Genomic DNA, 19,430 nt, shown 5'->3' with positions numbered 1-19,430 from the left:
TTGCCGCAACACGCCCAAAAAAACCGAGCACCGCGCCCCGCCGCGTGAGTGCCCGACTTCGCGATTTGGAAAGACAGGCACGCCCATGAAGCAAACGCTGAAACCCACCACCCTCCTGACACTGGCCGTCCTGGCCAACGCCGCCCACGCCCAGGACGACAGCACCCTGTCCACCGTGGTGGTCACCGGCAACCGTGGCGCCGAGCAGCGCACGGTCACCAGCAGCCCGGTGCCGATTGATGTGGTCAGCGCCAGGCAACTGCAAAGCACCGGCAAGCCCGGTTTGATGGAGGCGTTGAGCGCGGTGATCCCATCGCTCACCCTGCCGGAAAAAACCGGTTGGGACGCCAGCGGCATTGCCCGCGCTCCCAACCTGCGGGGCATGAGTGCCGCCGAAGTGCTGGTGCTGGTCAATGGCAAACGTCGCCACACCGCGGCCACGTTGAACATCAACGGCATCAACACTGGCGCCGCGCCGGCCGACCTGGACCTGATCCCCATCAGCGCCATCGACCATGTGGAAGTGCTGCGCGACGGCGCCGCCGCGCAGTACGGCTCCGACGCCATTGCCGGGGTGATCAACGTGATCCTCAAGGCCGATACCAGCGGCACGTCGGTGACCAACGCGGGCCTTGGCTACGACGGCAAAAAGCAGACCGTGCAACAAAGCCTCAACAAGGGCTTTGAAATCGGCAACGGCGGCATCGTGCAACTGGCACTGGATGCGCGCAGCCAGAACGATGACAACAAGGCCAGCGCCAACGGCTACACCTATGCCCAAGCCTATGAGCAGGCGGGGCGTTCCACCTATGGCGGCTACGGCACGCCGAAGACCAATCTGCTGACCCTGGGCTACAACGCCGAGCTGCCGATCGACGACGATTTGAGCCTGTATTCGTTCACCACCTATTCGCGGCGCAAGGCCGAGCAGGGGCAGAATTTCCGCCTGCCGACCATCACCAACACCATCACCACCGGGCCCAATGGCTACCCCGGCGGCTACACGCCGACCTGGTACATCGACGAAGACGACTTCCAGGCCGCGTTCGGCGGCAAAGGCACCGTCGGCGAGTGGGACTGGGATTTGTCCACCACTTACGGGCGCAACGAAGCGGAGCAGGGCACCACCCATAACCAGAACCCGTCGTTGGGCGAGGCCACGCCGAACAGCTTTACCTCCGGTACCTGGATCAGCACCGAGCTGACCACCAACCTCGACTTCAAGCGCGGCTTCGATATCGGCCTGCAAAAGCCGCTGGATGTGAGCTATGGCTTCGAGCATCGGCGCGATACCTATGAAGTGCAGGCCGGTGACTACGAGTCCTACGCCAACGGCGGCTACTGCGTGGCGCCGGGCAATTGCGCCTCAAGCGGGGCGCAGGTCACCAACGGCATTTCACCGGATGAAGAAAGCAGCGCCTCGCGCAACAGCCTGGCCAGCTACGTCGACGTGGGTTTCAACCCAGTGCCGGACTGGTACGTGGGCACCGCGTTTCGCTACGAGCATTACAACCAGGGCGTCGGCGCCACCCGCAGCGGCAAGTTGACCACCCGCTACGATTTCACACCGCAATTCGCGGTGCGTGCCACGGTAAGCAATGGCTTCCGTGCGCCGTCCCTGGCCAACAGCCTGTTCAGTGCGCGTTCCACCACCTATGGCGTGGTGGACGGGGTGTATCAGTCAATCAACTACGGCGTGCTGCCCACCGGTTCGGCGGCGGCCCAGGCCCTGGGCGCCCAGGATCTGAAGCCCGAGCGCTCGACCAACTTCAGCCTCGGTTTCACCCTCACGCCCACCGACCGCCTGAGCTTCACCGCCGACGCCTACGTGATCAACCTGCGTGACCGCATCACCCTGACCGGCACCTTGCTCGGCCCGGAAATTACCCAGGTGCTGCAAGGCAACGGCATCACCTCCACCTCCGGCGGCCAGTACTTTATCAACGGCGCCGACACCCGCACCAAAGGCCTCGATCTGGTCGGTAACTACAGCCAGGACCTGGGCCAATACGGCGCGCTGAAGTGGACCGCAGCGTTCAACTGGAACCAGACCAAAATCCTCAACTACAAGGAATCCACCACGATCCTGGGCACGTCCTACGACCTGATGGATCGCCAGGCACGCAACCTGATCACCGGCGTGCAGCCCAGCACCAAGCTGATCCTGGGCGGTGACTGGAGCATCGGCCGCTTCAACCTCAACCTGGCCTTGACCCGCTACGGCGCCTACAAAGAGGTCAACGTCTCTGCCGACCGCAGCCTCGACCGGGTCTACGCAGCCAAATGGATCACCGATCTCGACCTTGGCTACAACCTCACCAAAGACCTCAACGTGGCCATCGGCGCCAAGAACCTGTTCGACGTCTACCCCAAGAAACAAGGCGTGCCCAGCAGCACCATGGTCAGCAGCTACGGCACCTATTCGCCCTACGGATTCACCGGCGGGTACTACTACACCCGCTTGACCTATGCCTTCTGAGGCCGAGGAATACACCATGCCTATCGTCGCCAAACCCTATGACCTGATTGACCCACCCCGCGTGGTTCGCCAGGCCCGTGTCTCCACACCGATCAAAGCCCTGCAAGTGGTGCCCGCCCGCCATCCGTGGCGTTGGGCCGGGTCGATCTTTGCTGCGCTGGTGCTGCTCGCCATTGCGCATTCCCTGGCCACCAACCCGCGTTGGGAGTGGGGCGTGTTTGGCCAGTGGTTCTTCTCGCCGTCGGTGCTGCGCGGGCTGGGGCAGACGTTGTTGCTGACGCTGCTGAGCACGGTGTTCAGCGTGATCCTCGGCACGGCGCTGGCCCTGGCGCGGCTGTCGGGCTCGCCGCTGCTGGCGGCACTGGCCTGGGGCTACATCTGGTTTTTCCGTTCGATGCCGGCGTTGCTGGTGCTGATCATCCTGTACAACTTTGCCTACCTGTATGACCACATCGTGCTCGGCGTGCCGTTCACGGGCGTGGTGTTTGCCGAGTGGTCGACGGTGGACGTGCTCAGCCAGTTCACCACGGCGGTCCTCGGTTTGAGCCTGATGCAGGCAGCCTACGCGGCGGAGATCATTCGCGGCGGCCTGATCGGTGTCGACGCCGGCCAGCATGAAGCGGCGGCAGCCTTGGGCTTGCCCGCATCACGACGCATCTTCCGGGTCATCCTGCCCCAGGCGCTGCGTTCGATCCTGCCGTCGGGGTTCAACGAAATCATCGGCCTGGTCAAGGGCACGTCCATCGTCTACGTGCTGGCCTTGCCGGAGCTGTTCTACACCGTGCAGGTCATCTACAACCGGACCCAGGCGGTGATCCCGCTGCTGATCGTGGCTACCGTGTGGTACCTGATCATCACCACCGTGCTCACCAGCGCCCAGTATTACGTCGAGCGGCATTTCGCACGGGGCACGGCACGGGTGTTGCCGCCCACGCCGTTGCAGCGCCTGCGCGGCTGGCTCAAGGAGAAATCCCATGAGTGAAGCGCGCGCAGGACGTATCCAGATCCAGGGTGTGGGCAAGCGCTTTGGCAGCCAGCAGGTGCTCAAGGGCATCGACCTGACCATCGACCCGGGCAAGGTCACGGTGATTCTCGGGCCGTCCGGCTCGGGCAAGTCCACCTTGCTGCGCACCATCAACCACCTGGAGAAAATCGACAGCGGCCACATCACCATCGACGGTGAATACGTCGGCTATCGGCGCAAGGGCGACCTGCTGTACGAGCTCAAGGAACGCGAGATTCTCAAGCGTCGCATCGACGTGGGTTTTGTGTTCCAGAACTTCAACCTGTTCCCGCACCTCACCGCCTGGGAAAACGTTGCCGAAGCGCCTTTGGCCCACAAACGCTGGAGCAAGGCCGAGGCGCCGTCCAAGGCGGCTGAGCTATTGGCCAAGGTCGGCCTGGCGGACAAGGCCGATGCCTATCCGCGCCAGCTTTCCGGCGGCCAGCAACAGCGCGTCGCCATCGCCCGCGCCCTGGCGCTGGACCCGAAGGTGCTGCTGTTCGACGAGCCCACGTCGGCCCTCGACCCCGAGCTGGTGGGTGAAGTCCTCGACGTGATCAAGGGCCTGACCCAACTGGGCGTGACCCTGGTGATCGTCACCCACGAGATCGGCTTTGCCCGCGAAGTGGCCGACCACGTGGTGTTTCTCTGCGACGGCCAATTGATCGAAGAGGGCCCGCCCGAACAGATCTTCCGCCAACCCCGACATCCCCGCACCCAGGCCTTTCTCGGCAAGGTGCTTTAGTTCAAGGAGTGACTGCCCATGTTTATCACCACTGCTCGCGTGGCCTTATTGGCGCTTGCCGTCAGTACCGCGCAAAGCGCGTTTGCCGTGCAACAGGTCGACCTCAGCCCCGACCGCGTGCGCATCCATGTGCCACGCAACGAGGCGGCTATTGCGCAGATCCCGCCGGGCTTCAAGTTCGCCCAGCCGGGCAAGTTCACCGTGGCCGTGTCCGGCGTGGCCGGGCCGCCCCTGGCGCTGCTGGCCAGCGATGACAAGACCACCATCGGCAGCGAAGCCGACACCGCGCAACTGGTGGCTGACAGCCTCGGCCTGCAACTCAACGTGGTGCAGACCAGTTGGGAGGATTGGCCGCTGGGCGTCAGCTCGGGCAAGTACGACGCGGTGATCAGTAACGTCACCGTGACCGAGGCGCGCAAGAAGCGTTTCGACTTCGCCACCTATCGCCAGGATGTGCTCGGCTTCTACGTCAAGGCCACCAGCAAGATCACCGAGATCAAGCAGGCTGCGGATATCGCCGGGCTGAAGATCATCGTCGGCTCCGGCACCAATCAGGAAAAAGTCCTGCTGGCCTGGAACGAAGCAAACGAAAAGGCCGGCCTCAAGCCCGCGCTGTTGCAGTACTTCGACGACCAGGCTGCCGCGCAATTGGCGGTGCAGTCCGGACGCAGCGACGCGCTGTTCGGGCCTAACTCGGTCTACGCCTATTCGGCGGCAATCACCGGTGGCATCAAGCGTGTCGGCACGGTCAACGGTGGCTGGCCGTTGCAGGCCGATATTGCCGTGACCACGCGCAAGGACAACGGCCTGGTCAAACCGATCCACACCGCCCTGGAAGGCGCGATTGCCGGCGGCCAATACGAGCAGGTGCTGCAACGCTGGGGCCTGGACGTGGAGCGCGTCGACAAGTCGCTGATCAACCCACCGGGCCTGCCGGATTAAGGAGCAATCGACATGGGACTGACACGACGTGAAGCGCTGTCGAGCATTGCGGCGGTAGGCGGCGAAACAGCCGTCAAGGATGCACTGGCGGTATTGGGATTGGGGCCGTCATCGCACCGCCGTCCGCAACCGTTGAAGTTGAAGGAAGGCCTGGGGCAGGGCACCCGTGTGCTGGTGCTGGGCGCCGGGATCGCCGGGCTGGTCAGTGCCCTGGAGCTGAGCCGCGCCGGGTTTGACGTGCAGGTACTGGAGGCCCGCGAGCGGGTCGGCGGGCGCACCTGGACCCTGCGCCATGGCGACCGCGTGGACTACAAGGATGGTCGTACGCAAACGGCGGCGTTCGACCAGGGGCATTACTTCAACGCAGGTCCTGCACGTATCCCCAGCCAGCACCGTACGATCCTCGACTATTGCAGCGAACTGGGCGTACCCCTGGAAGTGCTGGTCAACAGCAGCCATGGCGCGCAAGTGCGGCCCGATGTGCAACAGCCGGCGTTCAGCGTCGGCCAGGCGATCAACGATGCGCGCGGGCACTTGTCCGGTTTGCTGGCCAAAGCGGTGCAGCGTGATGCCCTCGATGATGTGCTGAGTGCTGAGGAACGCACGCGTTTGCTGGCGTTTTTGCGGGTGTATGGCGACTTGTCCCAGGAATTGGCCTTCGAGGGCACGATCCGTTCGGGGCACCTTGAGTCTCCCGCACATCCGGGCGCTTTGCCCGCCAGTCGCAGCCCGTTGTCGCTGGATCAACTGCTGCACCCGGAGCTGTGGGGCGCGTTGCTGCACACCGAGTTTCCGGAGTTTTCGGCGACCATGTTCCAACCGGTCGGCGGCATGGACCGCATCACCGACGCATTCTACCAACGCGTGCGTGACCATGTGCAGCCAGGTGCCGTGGTCCGCCAGATCCGTCAATTGGAAGACGGCGTAGCGGTGACCTATCACGACCGGCACAGCGGCCGCGAACAGGTGGTGCGTGCCGATTATCTGATCTCGACCCTGCCGTTGCCGCTGCTGGCCAAACTCGACACTGACTTCAGCGACCCGATCAAAGCCGCGCTGCGCAGCACCCGCAGCGACCAGGCGACAAAGGTGGCGTGGCAATCCCCGCGCTTCTGGGAAACCGACTACCGCACCTACGGCGGCCTGTCGTGGATCGAGCATCCGGCGCGCCTGCTGTGGTACCCGAGTAACGACCTCAACACCCGCGAGGGCCTGCTGGTGGCGGGCTACGTGACGGGCGAGGGCGCCGATGTATTTGGTGCCAAACCCTTCGCCGAGCAGTACGCCGCGTCCAAGGAAGCCGTGGAGCTGCTGCACCCCGGCTACTCCAAACACCTGCGCCACCCCCTGGCGGTGACCTGGGAACAGATCCCCTTCAGCGAGGGCCCATGGCTGCAACGCGAACACTTCCCGGCCGACGCCAGCAGCCTGCTCGAAGCCGGCTACGGCCGCGTGTATTTCGCCGGTGATGGCCTGGTGCAAAGCGGGGTGGGCATCTGGCAGGAATCGGCGGCCAACTCGGCGCGGCATGTGATCGCGCAACTGGCCGAACGCGTTACCCAACAACGACAGGTCGCGGCACTCGCCGCCTCTTAAGGAGACACACCATGAGCGACAGCATTCAACGCACCAGCGTCGGCGATTTCCCGATCTCGCAGACCGTCACCGTACCGGCGTCCGCCAGCCTGGTTTTCGTCAGCGGGACCTTGCCGGACCTGGCTGATCCAACGGTTCCAGGGGTGTTTGGCAACACCGAAGCGCAGACGGTTTCGGTGTTCAACAAGCTGCGCCAGATCCTGCGCCAGCAAGACCTGGACCTGGGCGACATCGTGCAGTTGCGGGTGTTTCTGGTCGGCGCCGAAGAGACCGACGGCAAGCTGGATTTCGCCGGGTTGCAGCGCGGGTATACGCAGTTCTTCGGTACGCCGGAGCAGCCGAACAAACCGGCGCGTACGGCGTTGCAAGTCGTCGCGTTGCCCTTGCCTGGTGCGCTGGTGGAAGTCGAAGCCATCGCGGCCCGTACAGCCGATTAAAAACTGTGGGACATGGATATCTACACAAACATCAAAGGCTGAATCATCACTTTGTGGTGAGCGGGCACCTGGGGCTGCCGGTGCCGGTGAAGCGGCATACGGCGGCACGAAGTGTGGCGGCTTGAGGATTACCACCATTTCCAGCGGCCCTGTTGTTTCAGGGTCGCGATGATGGCTAGGCGTTTGTGGCGCAACTCCACCGACTTTTGCCGCAGTTCGCGGCAGCGGTTGCTGTTGAGAACGAGCAGGCCGACAAGTGGGCAGAGCAGGGCCAGTGCGTACAGATAGGTGTTGGGGCGCCAGAAGATGGCAGGTAGGGAGACCAGCAGGCAGAGGATGTAGATCGCGACGTTTATCCAGACCCAGTGGATACGGCCGTAGAGCACTTCAATTTGCGCAATGGAAAACACCGCGCTTATCGCTACTCCACCAAAAAACCAATTACGCAACGTAGAAGCTTCTGGGGCTCCTGAAAGATAGGTAACCATTATCAGAACGCCAGTCAGGGCAATGCTAAAACACCCGGCAAGCATCCACCCTCCGATGACTGGCATGTAACGTTTGCGCCACGGTCGTGGATCTTCTATATAAAAAATAGAGTAGAAAAGATCCTTTCCACTCATCGTTTTCCAGTCAGGCAAGCTAACGCTGGTGTCATGGCCCAACTTCTCCAGGGCCTTTAGCGCTCTTTGCTTTTTCATTGATCGAACTCCTCGTAGAGACCGACAGTGAGCGTACGAACATTGCCTGACATCGCGCTGCTCATGAACCCTGAGGTCGCAGCCAATGAATCTCTTATGTGATTGATGGTGGCTTGTTTTATTTGTGCCGCACTGATGCGTTTGCTGGTGGTTCCTGCGGCTTGTTTTAGTTTAAGCAGTTTCGTTGTCAGTCGCGGGTCCTGGATTCTGAGCAGTGCATCATTCAGCTTTACTCTTTCTTGCCGGGTAAGTCCTCTCAACACTTGCTGAATGGGTTTTCCCGTTACTTTCGTACTTAGATTGATAGTTTTTACTGTCGTTAAGGCAGATGTAGCGACTCCCAGCAATGCGATGCCGTCCAGTACAGCGACTGCGGCTTGATACCAATCCTCGCTGTTGAGACGATCAATAGTCTGCGGGCTGAATGCTTCAACACTGGTTCTGCCTAATCCGATAAGACATTGCGCAGAGCTGGCCACAGCAGCTGCTTTGCCGACGAAGGAAATCACCACACTTGCCCCCGCAGTGAATGGCATAAACGCAACTCCGCTCCAGACCACTAGCCAACTCAGTATCGCCCCCGCACACGTCACCGCCGTATTCAACGCTTCACTCACCAACCTCGACTCCCGAGGCTCATGCTCCAACATCCGCTTGAACTCCACCGGCCCCACATACCTCGGCGCTTCCCGCAGCACCAGCTTGATGGGCTGCACCCTGCAAATCGCCTGGAACTCACGCAATACCACCACGTTGAAATCCCCATCGATATACACCACCCCCGCACCGATCAACGCCGGGTCGGCGTCTATTGCGAAGAACAATCGCCGCAGGTCGAGGCTGTTTTCAATGTGTTGGCGTGTGGTGCGGTGGGCAGACGGGAATCCATCCTTGAACAGGGCGGCGGTCATTCCGTAACTCCTTTTTTGGGAGCTGAGAGAGTAAAGACGCTGCAACTGAGATGAATGTCGGAAGCTTCGCCATTTGCAGTCGGGCACTTCCTGAAGCGGTTTTGACGTCTTGTAAGCCCGCTCCCGATTGAGGAAAAGTGCGCCCCACGTCACTTGCGACGTACCACAGGACAAGGAGCCAACATGGCAGTCGATATGTTTTTGAAACTGGGCGATATCAAGGGCGAATCGCGGGACCAGACCCATCGTGACGAGATCGACATCACCAACTGGGGCTGGGGTTTGTCGCAAACCGGCTCGATGCATTCCGGTACGGGAGGCGGCTCGGGCAAGGCCGACTTTGCCAACCTGAACCTGACCAAACCCCTGGATAAATCCAGCCCCAACCTGATGATGGCCTGCGCCACCGGCAAGCATTACCCCGAAGCCAAGCTGGTGGTGCGCAAGGCCGGTGGAGCCAGCCCGGTGGAGTACTTGGTGATCACCTTGAAGGAAGTCATGGTGGTGTCCTACAGCACCCGTGCTGAAACCGCCGATGATGTGTTGTACGACAGCATCGCGTTGAACTTCGCCACCGTCGACGTTAGCTATCAGCCGCAGAAGGCGGACGGCACCAAGGACGGCGGGGCTGTGAAGTTTGGCTGGAATATTCGGCAGAACGTCAAAGCTTGAGTAGGTGAGCCTCAGGGAGAGCGCTGTTGTTGTCGACAGCGCTGTTTCAATGGGTGCGGTAGAAAGATCACCACCATTTCCAGCGACCCTGTTGTTTCATAGTTGCGATGATGGTTTGGCGTTTGTGGCGCAGTTCGAGAGATTTGTGTCGTAGTTCGCGGCAGCGGTTGCTGTTGAGAACGAGCAGGCCGACAAGTGGGCAGAGCAGGGCCAGTGCGTACAGATAGGTGTTGGGGCGCCACAATATGGCGGGTAGGGATATCAGCAGGCAAAGTAGGTAGATCGCAACGTTTATCCAGACCCAGTGGATACGGCCGTAGAGCACTTCGTATTTGGCCAGGGCGAATACTGCGCCCAAGCTCGCGGCGCCGAAAAAGCATGTTTTGGCGACAAACTCTACGGGGTGATTAGGCAAATACGTAAGCATCACCAGGATCGTCGTCAACGCGATCGAGAAACACCCTGCCAATGCATCACCTCCAATCACGGGCATGAACCGTTTGAGGAGTTGCCAAGGATCCTCAATAAAGAGTGATGAGTAATATTGACCTTTTATCTTGCGTTGTTGGCTCATAGGTTAACTTCCTCGTAGATGCCCAACGCCAGAGTTCTTACGTTCCCAGAGACTGTGCTGCTGGTAAAACCGAGCAAGGCCGCAGCTATGTCCATTTTGTGTGCGGCAGTTGCACGCTGCATTTGAATAGCGCTGATACGTTTGGCCACATTGCCGGAGGTTTTTTCCAGCTTGAGTAACTTGGTCGTTAGTCTTGGATCTCGGATTTTAAGCAGCTCATTGTTCAATTTTGCCCGCTCTTGCCGTGTCAGGCCTCTAAGCACTTGCCTAGCTGTTTTTCCGGTTGCTTTTGTGGTCGTTGTGACGACTTTCACGGTGACTAATGCCGAGCTGGCAACGCCCATCAAAGCAATACCGTCCAACACCGCTGTTGCGGCCTCATACCACGTCTCGTTATCCAAGTAGTCATTAACCTCCGCAAAGGCTAACTCTGATGCTGTCCGTAGAGCGCCACCGATGCATTGAACTGTACTTGCAACGGCAGCAGCTTTACCGATAAACGAAATTATCGAGCTAGCACCAGCTGTAAAAGGCATCAGCGCAGCCCCACTCGCGATGACCATCCAACTCAACACTACTCCGGTGCACGCAATTGCCGTATTGATAGCTTCCGCCGCCAACCTCGACTCCCGAGGTTCATGCTCCAACATTCGCTTGAACTCCATCGGCCCCACATACCTCGGCGCTTCCCGCAGCACCACCTTGATCGGCTGCACCCGGCAAATCGCCTGGAACTCACGCAATACCACCACGTTGAAATCCCCATCGATATACACCACCCCCGCGCCGATCAAGGCCGGGTCGGCGTCTATGGCGAAGAACAATCGCCGCAGGTCGAGGCTGCTTTCAATGTGTTGGCGTGTGGTGCGGTGGGCTGACGGGAATCCATCCTTGAACAGGGCGAGGGTCATTCCTTAACTCCGGAGTGTGCGGGAGTCGAGAGGGTAATGATGTCGTGGAGAAAATTAATGTCGGACGTTTCGCCTTTTCGAGACGGCCACTTCTCGAACCGGTCTGACGGCTTACCGCCAGGTAAAGGGAGCGCCGTTGCGACGCTCCCTCGGTGGTTTACTCACCAAACCCGACAATGGCCTTGGTTTCCAGGTATTCCTCAAACCCATGGACGCCGTATTCCCGACCATTGCCCGAGCGCTTGTAGCCACCAAACGGCGCCATCGGGTTCCACGCGGGGTAGTTCAGGTGCACTTGCCCGGCGCGAATGCGCGATGCCACGGCACGTGCCTGTGTCAGGTCCTGGGCCTGGACGTGAGCGCCCAGTCCGTAGACCGTGTCGTTGGCGATGGCGACGGCTTCATCCAGCGTTTCATAGGCGATGATGCACAGCACCGGGCCGAATATTTCTTCCTGGGCGATGCGCATGGCGCTGTCCACTTCGGAGAAAACCGTCGGCCGGGTGTAGAAACCCTTGTTGAACCCCGCCACCCGACCAGGCCCGCCGCACACCAGTTTGGCGCCCTCGTCGAGGCCGGCGTGGATCAGGGTCTGGACGCGATTGAACTGGGCTTCGTTGGCAATCGGGCCCAGTTGCGTATCTTGCGAATTCGGGTCGCCCACGATCAGTGCATTGGCGGTGGCCGCCGCCAGGGCTTCGACTTCGGCCAGGCGGTTTCTTGGCACGATCATGCGCGTCGGCGCGCTGCACGATTGGCCGACGTTGCGAAACGCCGACAGCACCCCCAGCGGCACGGCCTTGGCGAAGTCGGCGTCGGGTAGCAGCACGTTCGGGGACTTGCCGCCCAGCTCCTGGGTGACGCGCTTGACCGTAGGCGCCGCCGCCTGTGCCACCAGCGCGCCGGCGCGGTTGGAGCCGGTGATTGAAATCATGTCGATATCCGCATGGGCCGCCATGGCAGCGCCCACCTCGGCACCGCTGCCGTTGACCAGGTTGAACACGCCCGGCGGCAGGCCTGCGTCATGCACCAATTGCGCAAACAGCAGGGCGCTGAGGGGCGACAGTTCGCTGGGTTTCAACACCACGGTGCAGCCGGCGGCGAGGGCGGGGGCGACTTTTGCGGTGATCTGATACAGCGGCCAGTTCCACGGTGTGATCAGGCCGCACACGCCGATGGGTTCGCGCTCGATGGCGGTGCCGCCTTCAACCGTCTGGAAGCGATAGCTGGACAGCAGGTCACGGGCGACCCGCACGTGCTCGGCCGCCAGCGGCACTTGCATCGCCCGGGCAAAACCAATGGCAGCGCCCATTTCCAGGGACAGCGCCTGGGCCAGTTGCTCTTGGCGTTCAAGGATCAGCGCGTGGATGTTCCCCAGCACCTGCGCTCTTGTTTCAGGCGGGGTCGTGGACCACCCGGCAAACGCAGCGCGTGCAGCGGCGACGGCGCGGTCGACATCCTCGGCCGACCCGCGCGCGACATGGGCAACCACCTCCTCGGTGGCCGGGTTGACCACCGGCAGGCTGGCCGCAATGGCAGGGGGAACCCAGCGCCCGTCGATGTAAAACTGCCGGGACGTGTGCGGGTCAATGCTGTAGCTGTTCGAAGGGTGTGTGGTCATCCAACTGGCTCCCTGGAGCGGTAATAGGCACTGCGAACAGCACGGCCCTGTGTCTGGATAAGCTAACAAAAGGCACCTGCCCTAAGATGCCGTTATTCAACGCTGCAAGGGATAATCTGCTGAATCTCGCAAGCTGGCTGTGCGACCTGACCGATTGCTTGCGTGACCCGTGCAAATTGGCTGATGTCGCCGCTGGGCTCCAGCGGCACCGGCTCGCCGAAACGTTCGGATAAGCGGGTGGCCCAGGCGCCGGCGGTAATCAACAGTTGCTCTGCGACAAACAATTGCCCGTCGGCGACTTCGGTTTTTTCCTCGATTCGCGCCCCGAGGCGCTGGGCTTGTTGAGCAACGATGGCAGCGTCGCCCGGCGTTGGGCCGAGCAGGGCTTGGGGTTGGTGCTGCGTTCGCAATGGGACGTCGGTGATGCCGTGGCCAGCGGCAGCCTGGTGCGCGTGTTGGCGGACTGGAGCTTTGACAGCGCACCGATCCTTCTGCTGGTGCCGTCGCGCAAGCTTCGCAGCCCGCGCGTACAGGCATTGGTGGCGTTTCTTGAGGACGCGCTGAAGGCCTGATCCGGGCCTTATTGGACGGCGTAGACCTTGCGCACATACACCGTGCTGGTCCAGGCGCACGGCGCGCCCTTGGCCACGAATACGGTATCGCCGGTATTGACCGTGACCTCGCCACCTTCGCTGTCCTGCAGCGTGACGCTGCCTTCGAGCAGGTGCATCAATTCATGCAGTTTGTGCGGGCGGCCATGGCGGGCGTAGGGGGTCGAGTCCCAGATGCCGATGCGCAACTCGGTCACGGCATCGTCGAACAGATTGAGGGCGCGGCACTGTGGGGTAGGGCCGATCAGGATCTGCGGTTCCGGTGCCGCAGAAGGGTTGAGCAGGGTGTACCGGTCGAGCAGGGTCAGGCCCGGACACGCGGGGGCATCGGCCCGGTCGACCGCGCAGAACGCCCAAACGCTGCCGGCGCTCGCCCGCACGGTCAAGCGTGTGCCACGGCCGATCACCGCGCTGGTGCCGACGTCCAGTTCCAGTGTCTGGTCAGCGCTGCTGAGCACCATATGCCCGGCGTGCACCACCAGGGTTTCGCTGTGGGGGAAGTCTTCAATCACGGCTTCGCCGCTAAATGGCACCAGGCCTGCGGACACGCCGTCGTCGCCTCGCCAGGCGAGCTGGCGGAGGTCGCCGAACGGGTCCGGCGCGCTCAGGGCACCCGTGTTGAAGGACGTGGCAACGCGGCTACCGTCGGCGCGCGCCAACAGCAGGATCTGGGGAGATGACATGAGGAGTGCTCCGGTAGAAAAGTCAGCCGATGGCCTGGGTGATCAGGGCAAAGGGGTATGCGCCCTGGCTGGCCTGGGGCGGCGTGCCTTTGGCCATCTGCGCGACGGTGTCGATGTTCTTCAGGCCGGCCTGTTCGAGCCAGTCGCTGAGGCCGCAGACGACGGGAATGTCGATGCGTACAAAGGCGTCCGGTACCTGGGCGAGCAGGGTGGCGATCAGGTGCTTGGCCTGATCGATGGTTTCGGCGACCACCGGGCCGATGCAGCGTCCGCGCCCAAACGGTCGCAGCAGGGCGAAGCCGCGCAACTGACCGTCGCGCTCGATACCCACGGCGTGTTCTACCTGCAGGTCGCGCAGCACGTCACGCCGGTCCATCCCGCTGGCGGCCTTGGCGAGCGCGAGCAGGGCGGTGTGGTCATCAGCATTCAGTGCACGACAGCTTTCGCCCTCGGTCAGCGTTGGCCGCTCGGGCACTTGCACCTGGCCCTGGTGTTGTTGCACGTGACCGAACTCGACAAAGCCTTGGCTGGCATACAGCGGCGCACCCGCGAGGGTCGCATTGAGCACCGGCGTGCGTGCCCCGCAAGCGGCAATGGCCTGTTCCATCAACCGGCGACCGATGCCCTGGCCCTGGTAGTCATTGCTGACGATCACCAGGCCAATGGTGGCGTAATCGCCCTGGGGGCAGGTGAACGCGCTGCCAATCAACCGCTCGCCGTCGATTACCACGAAGCCATCGCTGACCCGTTGCAACATCGCCCAGTCTTCCAGGCGGTGGGGCCATTTGAGTTGCACCGACAGGGCGTGGGCGGCTGGCAGGTCGGCCACGGTCATCGGGCGGTAGACATAAGCGGGGTGTGGCAGGGCGGACATGGCGAGCCTCCATAGAGCAGTGTGTGTGCGGTGTCAGGTTGCTTGTATCCCACCTGGGTTGGAGGCTGGCAAGGGGGCTGGAGATATTCGGTAGATTCCTTGGGCGGGGAGGGGGTTGGGCCACAGGTCGTACTTAATTCTTGTGGGGTGGCGGTAGTAAATGCCATGGGGTTCCGGTCATCGTGGTTGACGGGGCGATTCGAGATCAAAAGCAAGAGCGCGGCAGCTTTAGAGCCGACCGGGTTTTTAAGTCGAACTCGGTCCAAATGTGGGAGGGGGCTTGCCCCCGATAGCAGTGGTTCAGTTACAGATGCATCAACTGACACTCCCTCATCGGGGCATAGGTATCTACACAACTGCTTGCTCTTACGCTGTTGCTGTTGCTGTTGCTCTGGCTTTTGATCTTGATCTCAGGCGCCCCGTCAAACACGCTGGCCGAACGCAGGCTTGAATCCGTGGGTAACCCGGCAGGACGCCGGGTTAGCCGCCCTGCGCCAGGGATGGCGCATGGCGGCGGCCCACGGATTCAAGCCTGTGTTCGGGCACACCGAGCCTAAGCCCCCTCCCACATTTTGATCTCCATACATCAGGCAGATAGTTCATAGCCTGCTTTGATCTGCGCTTTTGATTGTGATCTTGATCTCAGGCGCCCGTTAAACACGCTGGCCGCACGCAGGCTTGAATTCGTGGACCACACTTTCTGCCGCCCCCAACCCCCATCCCAAAGCCCCGCACCCCGCAAAGCCCCCTAAAAGCGCACAAACACAGGCCCCGCCCAAGCCTGGCACACACCGCAAACTCTGCTGAGCCCAACCCCCAAAACGGTGGTTTGTATTGAGCACAGCCTGTTTTAGACGGCATATGCTGATTTCACAGTGGTGTAATGAACCTGTGCTGCAACGAGGCCGACGCGCCGCCAGGGCAGTGAACCCTTGTCACACTCAACGAACTTCAGGACCGCACTCCATGAGCTTTCTTCGTCCCAAATTCATTACGTTCGACTGCTACGGCACGCTGACCAACTTCCATATGGGCACCATGACCCGCGAGCTGTTCGCCGACCGCATCAAACCCGAGCAGATGGACCAATTCGTCAAGGACTTCTCCGCCTACCGCCTCGACCAGGTCATGGGCGACTGGCGCCCCTATGACGAAATCCTCAAGACCGCCCTGGCCCGTACCTGCAAGCGCTGGGGCATCGACTACCGCGAAGAAGGCCAGCTGTATTACGACGCCGTACCCACCTGGGGCCCTCACGCCGATGTGCCGGCCGGTCTGTCGAAGATTGCCGACAAGATCCCCCTGGTGATTTTCTCCAATGCCAGCGACAGTCAGATCATGTCCAACGTCGACAAGCTCGGCGCGCCGTTTCACAAGGTGTTCACCGCCGAACAGGCCCAGGCCTACAAGCCACGCCTGGCGGCTTTCGAGTTCATGCTCGATAACCTCAACTGCGGTCCGGAAGACATCTTGCATGTGTCTTCGAGCTTCCGTTATGACCTGATGCCGGCCCATGACATGAAGATCAAGAACAAAGCGTTTGTTGCCCGGGGCCATGAAGTGCCGGGCAACGCGTTCTACGGCTATCAGCAGATCACCGATATCGGTGGGCTGCCGGCGCTGGTCGGCCTGTAACGCACACAAGGGGCAAGACATGGGCAGCGAATCCTATTGGCTCGACACCGCACCGGCGTTTACCGGCGCCCAGTTGGGTGACTTACCCAAGCAGGTCGATGTGGCTGTGGTCGGCGGCGGCTTCACCGGCCTTGCGGCAGCGCGGGCGTTGGCGCTCAAGGGCGCCAGCGTGGTGGTGCTGGACGCCGGACGGGTGATCGGCGAGGCCTCGGGGCGCAACGGTGGGCAGTGCAACACCGGCGTGGCCCAGGATTATGCCGGGCTGCACGCCAGCCTCGGTGCGGCCAAGGCGCGAGCCTATTACCAGGCCTACGAAAGTGCGGTGCAGAGCGTGGTATCGCTGGTCGAGCAGGAAGGAATCGCCTGCGACCTGGTGCGCAACGGCAAGCTCAAGCTGGCGGCCAAGCCTATGCATTACGAAGGCCTGGCCCGCACCTGTGAGCTGATCCGCCGCGAGGTGGATGCCGAGGTCGAGTTGCTCAATGCTGAACAGACCCGTGCTGAAGTCAGGTCGACGCAGTTCCATGGCGGCTTGCTGCAACGCAACGGCGTGCAGATGCACGTCGGTCGCTTCGGTGTCGGCTTGGCCGAAGCGGCGGCGCGGCGTGGGGCGATGATCCACGAGCACACCGAAGTCAGGGACTGGAAAGCCCAGGCCGGCGGTTATCAGGTCAACACCGCCAAGGGCTCGCTGCACGCCGGGCAAGTCCTGCTGGCGACCGGCGCCTGCCAGCACGGCGACCTGGGTTGGTACCGCCGGCGCATCGTGCCGGTAGGCAGTTTTGTCATCGCTACCGAAGTCTTGCCCCAGACGCTCATCGACCAGTTGCTGCCGCAACACCGGGCGTATGTGACCAGCCGCATGATCGGCAACTACTTTCGCCTGACCCCGGACAACCGCCTGCTGTTTGGCGGGCGTGCGCGGTTTGCGATGTCCGACAGCGTCTCCGACGCCAAGAGCGGCAAGGTGCTGCAAGCGGCGATGTTGAACATGTTCCCGCAGTTGGCGCACGTGAAGATCGACTACTGCTGGGGTGGCCTGGTGGACATGACGTCCGACCGCCTGCCCCGTGCCGGCCAGCATGGCGGCGTGTTCCATTCCATGGGCTACAGCGGCCATGGCGTGCAGATGTCGGTGCACATGGGCCAGGTGATGGCCGAGGTCATGGCCGGCAATGCCGCCGCCAACCCGTGGCGCGAACTGGAATGGCCGGCGATTCCCGGGCATTTCGGCAAGCCCTGGTTTTTGCCCTTTGTGGGCGCCTACTACCGCTTCCAGGACTATTTGCACTGAGTTGCCGTTGTTGCGTCACCGTCGTTTGCGTTTCCAGGACGCTCCGGACATCCGTGAGCACTCGATTCTTCCGATTATCGACAGGTAGCCTTGCTATGACTGACAACAAAAACACCCCCGACCTCATTTCCGGCCAGGACAGCCTGCGGATTTTCGAAGGTCTCAATCGTGGCATGTCGCGCCGCAACGCCCTGCAGATGCTCGGCGTGGCCGGTGTGGCCGCCGCCGGGGCGGGTAGCCTGTTCGGTGCCGCCGGCAAGCTGTTTGCCGATGAAGGCGCGGTGGACGGCAAGGGCAAGCCGGGCGGCAAGATCCGCGTGGCGGGTATGTCCAGTTCCACCGCCGACACCCTCGACCCGGCCAAGGGCGCGCTGTCCACCGACTACGTGCGCCATTTCATGTTCTACAACGGCCTGACCCGCTTCGATAAACACCTGGTGCCGCAACTGGAGCTGGCCGAGCGCATCGACAATGTCGACGCCACCCAGTGGACCATCACCCTGCGCAAGGATGTGACCTTCCACAACGGCAAGCCACTCACCGCCGCCGACGTGGTGTTCTCCCTGAGCCGCCAGAAAGACCCGATCACCGGTTCCAAAGTCATGGCCCTGCTGGAGCAGTTCACCGAGATCAAGGCCAGCGGGCCCAACGAAGTGCAGATCCGCCTCAGTGCACCCAACGCCGAGTTGCCGTCGATCCTCGCCGTGTCGCACCTGCTGATCGTTCCCGAAGGCACCACCGACTTCAACAAAGGCATCGGCACCGGGCCGTTCACGGTCGGCGAGTTCAAGCCGGGCGTGCGTTCGATTGCGGTGCGCAACAAGAACTACTGGAAACCGGGGCTGCCGTACCTCGACGAGATCGAATTCATCGCCATCGGCGACGAGCCGTCGCGGGTCAACGCGCTGCTGTCCGGCGACGTGCACATGATCAACGAGGTCAACCCGCGCTCCACCACGCGCATCAAGGCCAGTGCCAAACACCGCGTCGTCGATGCGCCGTCGGGCAACTACACTGACTTGATCATCCGCCAGGACCAGATGCCCGGCAAAAGCCCGGAATTCACCCAGGCCATGAAACTGCTGCTGGACCGTGAACAGGTCAAGTCCGCAGTGTTCCGTGGCTTTGCGGTGGTGGGTAATGACCAGCCGATTGCGCCGGGTTCGCGTTACTTCAACACCGACCTGCCGCAGACGGTCTACGACCCGGAAAAAGCCAAGTTCCTGCTGAAAAAAGCCGGTATGGAAAGCATCACCATGCCGCTGATGGCGTCGCCCGCCGCGACCGGTTCGGTGGACATCGCCGTGTTGTTGCAGCAATCGGCGAAACAGGCCGGGCTCAAGCTCGACGTGAACCGCCTGCCCAGCGATGGCTACTGGTCCAACCACTGGATGAAGCACCCGTTGAGCTTCGGCAACATCAACCCACGGCCCAACGCCGACGTGATGTTCTCGCAGTTCTTCCAGTCCAAGGCGCCGTGGAACGAGTCCGGCTGGCAGAACGATCAGTTCGACCAATTGCTGATGCTGGCACGCGGCGAAACCGACGACGCCAAGCGCGCCAGGATGTACGCCGACATGCAGACCCTGGTGCATGACCACGCGGGTATCGGCATCCCGGTGTTCATCAGCAACATCGACGGCGTGGACCAGCGCATCAAGGGCTACGACAGCAATCCGCTGGGCGGCTTCATGGGCTACATGTTCGCCGAGCAGGTGTGGTTGGACGCTTGAGGAGGGCG

General features: G+C 61.8%; 17 protein-coding genes and 2 pseudogenes. 11 read left to right on the top strand and 8 right to left on the bottom strand.

Annotated features, from left to right (window positions below):
• The first annotated feature begins 85 nt into the window (after nt 1–85).
• The 6 genes from NDJ82_RS01590 to NDJ82_RS01565 are packed head-to-tail and all read left to right on the top strand — an operon-like array spanning nt 86 to nt 7,202.
• Nucleotides 86–2,479 carry a TonB-dependent receptor plug domain-containing protein gene (locus NDJ82_RS01590; RefSeq protein WP_191946447.1) on the top strand — a complete coding sequence of 798 codons (2,394 nt, stop codon included), beginning with the start codon at nt 86–88 and terminating at the stop codon, nt 2,477–2,479.
• Nucleotides 2,480–2,495: 16 nt separating this feature from the next.
• Nucleotides 2,496–3,461, top strand: coding sequence for an amino acid ABC transporter permease (locus NDJ82_RS01585; protein WP_250924826.1), 966 nt, complete (start codon nt 2,496–2,498; stop codon nt 3,459–3,461).
• Nucleotides 3,454–4,227: an amino acid ABC transporter ATP-binding protein gene (locus tag NDJ82_RS01580; RefSeq protein WP_191946445.1), complete on the top strand. Its 774-nt coding sequence runs from the start codon at nt 3,454–3,456 to the stop codon at nt 4,225–4,227. The genes NDJ82_RS01585 and NDJ82_RS01580 overlap by 8 nt, the downstream gene beginning before the upstream one ends.
• 18 nt (nt 4,228–4,245) lie before the next feature.
• Complete coding sequence (locus NDJ82_RS01575; RefSeq protein WP_191946444.1) at nt 4,246–5,169, top strand: ABC transporter substrate-binding protein; 924 nt, start codon at nt 4,246–4,248, stop codon at nt 5,167–5,169.
• Nucleotides 5,170–5,181: 12 nt separating this feature from the next.
• Entirely contained in the window at nt 5,182–6,765 is a 1,584-nt protein-coding gene (locus NDJ82_RS01570; protein ID WP_250924825.1) for a flavin monoamine oxidase family protein, read from the top strand.
• Between the two features lie 11 nt (nt 6,766–6,776).
• The gene (locus tag NDJ82_RS01565; protein ID WP_112196072.1) at nt 6,777–7,202 is read left to right on the top strand and encodes a RidA family protein; all 426 of its coding nucleotides are present in this window, start codon (nt 6,777–6,779) and stop codon (nt 7,200–7,202) included.
• A 128-nt stretch (nt 7,203–7,330) separates the two neighbouring features.
• On the opposite strand, the gene NDJ82_RS01560 is transcribed toward NDJ82_RS01565, so the two are convergent.
• Both NDJ82_RS01560 and ssp4 (NDJ82_RS01555) read right to left on the bottom strand, forming a co-directional pair.
• Nucleotides 7,331–7,903: a hypothetical protein gene (locus NDJ82_RS01560; protein WP_250924824.1), complete on the bottom strand. Its 573-nt coding sequence runs from the start codon at nt 7,901–7,903 to the stop codon at nt 7,331–7,333.
• A complete protein-coding gene (gene ssp4 / locus NDJ82_RS01555) occupies nt 7,900–8,814 on the bottom strand; it encodes an Ssp4 family T6SS effector (RefSeq protein ID WP_250924823.1) in 915 nt (304 codons plus the stop codon). The genes NDJ82_RS01560 and ssp4 (NDJ82_RS01555) overlap by 4 nt, the downstream gene beginning before the upstream one ends.
• A 183-nt stretch (nt 8,815–8,997) precedes the next feature.
• Between ssp4 (NDJ82_RS01555) and NDJ82_RS01550 the strand changes: the two genes are divergently transcribed.
• On the top strand, nt 8,998–9,486 hold the full coding sequence (locus NDJ82_RS01550; protein WP_250924822.1) for an Hcp family type VI secretion system effector: 489 nt from the start codon (nt 8,998–9,000) through the stop codon (nt 9,484–9,486).
• A gap of 67 nt (nt 9,487–9,553) precedes the next feature.
• Here the strand turns inward: NDJ82_RS01550 and NDJ82_RS01545 are convergent, their stop codons facing one another.
• The 4 genes and pseudogenes from NDJ82_RS01545 to NDJ82_RS01530 form a co-directional block, all read right to left on the bottom strand.
• Nucleotides 9,554–10,060 (bottom strand): hypothetical protein, encoded by a 507-nt coding sequence (locus NDJ82_RS01545; protein ID WP_250924821.1) that lies wholly within the window; start codon nt 10,058–10,060, stop codon nt 9,554–9,556.
• On the bottom strand, nt 10,057–10,971 hold the full coding sequence (gene ssp4 / locus NDJ82_RS01540) for an Ssp4 family T6SS effector (RefSeq protein WP_250924820.1): 915 nt from the start codon (nt 10,969–10,971) through the stop codon (nt 10,057–10,059). The genes NDJ82_RS01545 and ssp4 (NDJ82_RS01540) overlap by 4 nt, the downstream gene beginning before the upstream one ends.
• Before the next feature lie 157 nt (nt 10,972–11,128).
• Nucleotides 11,129–12,592, bottom strand: a complete 1,464-nt coding sequence (locus NDJ82_RS01535) for an aldehyde dehydrogenase family protein (protein ID WP_250924819.1) — start codon at nt 12,590–12,592, stop codon at nt 11,129–11,131.
• 188 nt (nt 12,593–12,780) lie between these two features.
• Nucleotides 12,781–12,951 (bottom strand): annotated as a pseudogene (locus NDJ82_RS01530) (sarcosine oxidase subunit beta); the annotation flags it as partial.
• On the opposite strand from NDJ82_RS01530, the pseudogene NDJ82_RS01525 reads away from it, so the two are divergent.
• Nucleotides 12,931–13,164 (top strand): annotated as a pseudogene (locus NDJ82_RS01525) (LysR substrate-binding domain-containing protein); the annotation flags it as partial. The pseudogenes NDJ82_RS01530 and NDJ82_RS01525 overlap by 21 nt on opposite strands.
• Nucleotides 13,165–13,172: 8 nt before the next feature.
• Here the strand turns inward: NDJ82_RS01525 and NDJ82_RS01520 are convergent.
• Together NDJ82_RS01520 and NDJ82_RS01515 are read right to left on the bottom strand one after the other, a co-directional pair.
• On the bottom strand, nt 13,173–13,886 hold the full coding sequence (locus NDJ82_RS01520; protein WP_250924818.1) for a cupin domain-containing protein: 714 nt from the start codon (nt 13,884–13,886) through the stop codon (nt 13,173–13,175).
• Nucleotides 13,887–13,908: 22 nt separating this feature from the next.
• Entirely contained in the window at nt 13,909–14,760 is an 852-nt protein-coding gene (locus NDJ82_RS01515; protein WP_250924817.1) for a GNAT family N-acetyltransferase, read from the bottom strand.
• Between the two features lie 966 nt (nt 14,761–15,726).
• On the opposite strand from NDJ82_RS01515, the gene NDJ82_RS01510 reads away from it, so the two are divergent.
• From NDJ82_RS01510 to NDJ82_RS01500, 3 genes are all read left to right on the top strand, one after another.
• On the top strand, nt 15,727–16,395 hold the full coding sequence (locus tag NDJ82_RS01510; protein ID WP_099586560.1) for a haloacid dehalogenase type II: 669 nt from the start codon (nt 15,727–15,729) through the stop codon (nt 16,393–16,395).
• A gap of 19 nt (nt 16,396–16,414) precedes the next feature.
• Nucleotides 16,415–17,689: an NAD(P)/FAD-dependent oxidoreductase gene (locus NDJ82_RS01505; RefSeq protein ID WP_112196063.1), complete on the top strand. Its 1,275-nt coding sequence runs from the start codon at nt 16,415–16,417 to the stop codon at nt 17,687–17,689.
• Nucleotides 17,690–17,784: 95 nt separating this feature from the next.
• A complete protein-coding gene (locus tag NDJ82_RS01500; protein WP_191960303.1) occupies nt 17,785–19,422 on the top strand; it encodes an ABC transporter substrate-binding protein in 1,638 nt (545 codons plus the stop codon).
• Nucleotides 19,423–19,430 lie beyond the last annotated feature (8 nt).

The organism is Pseudomonas sp. SR18, assembly GCF_023701505.1.
Taxonomy (GTDB): domain Bacteria; phylum Pseudomonadota; class Gammaproteobacteria; order Pseudomonadales; family Pseudomonadaceae; genus Aquipseudomonas; species Aquipseudomonas cyclaminis.
Note: the sequence above shows the minus strand (reverse complement) of the source record. Positions and strands in the feature narration are given on the sequence as shown.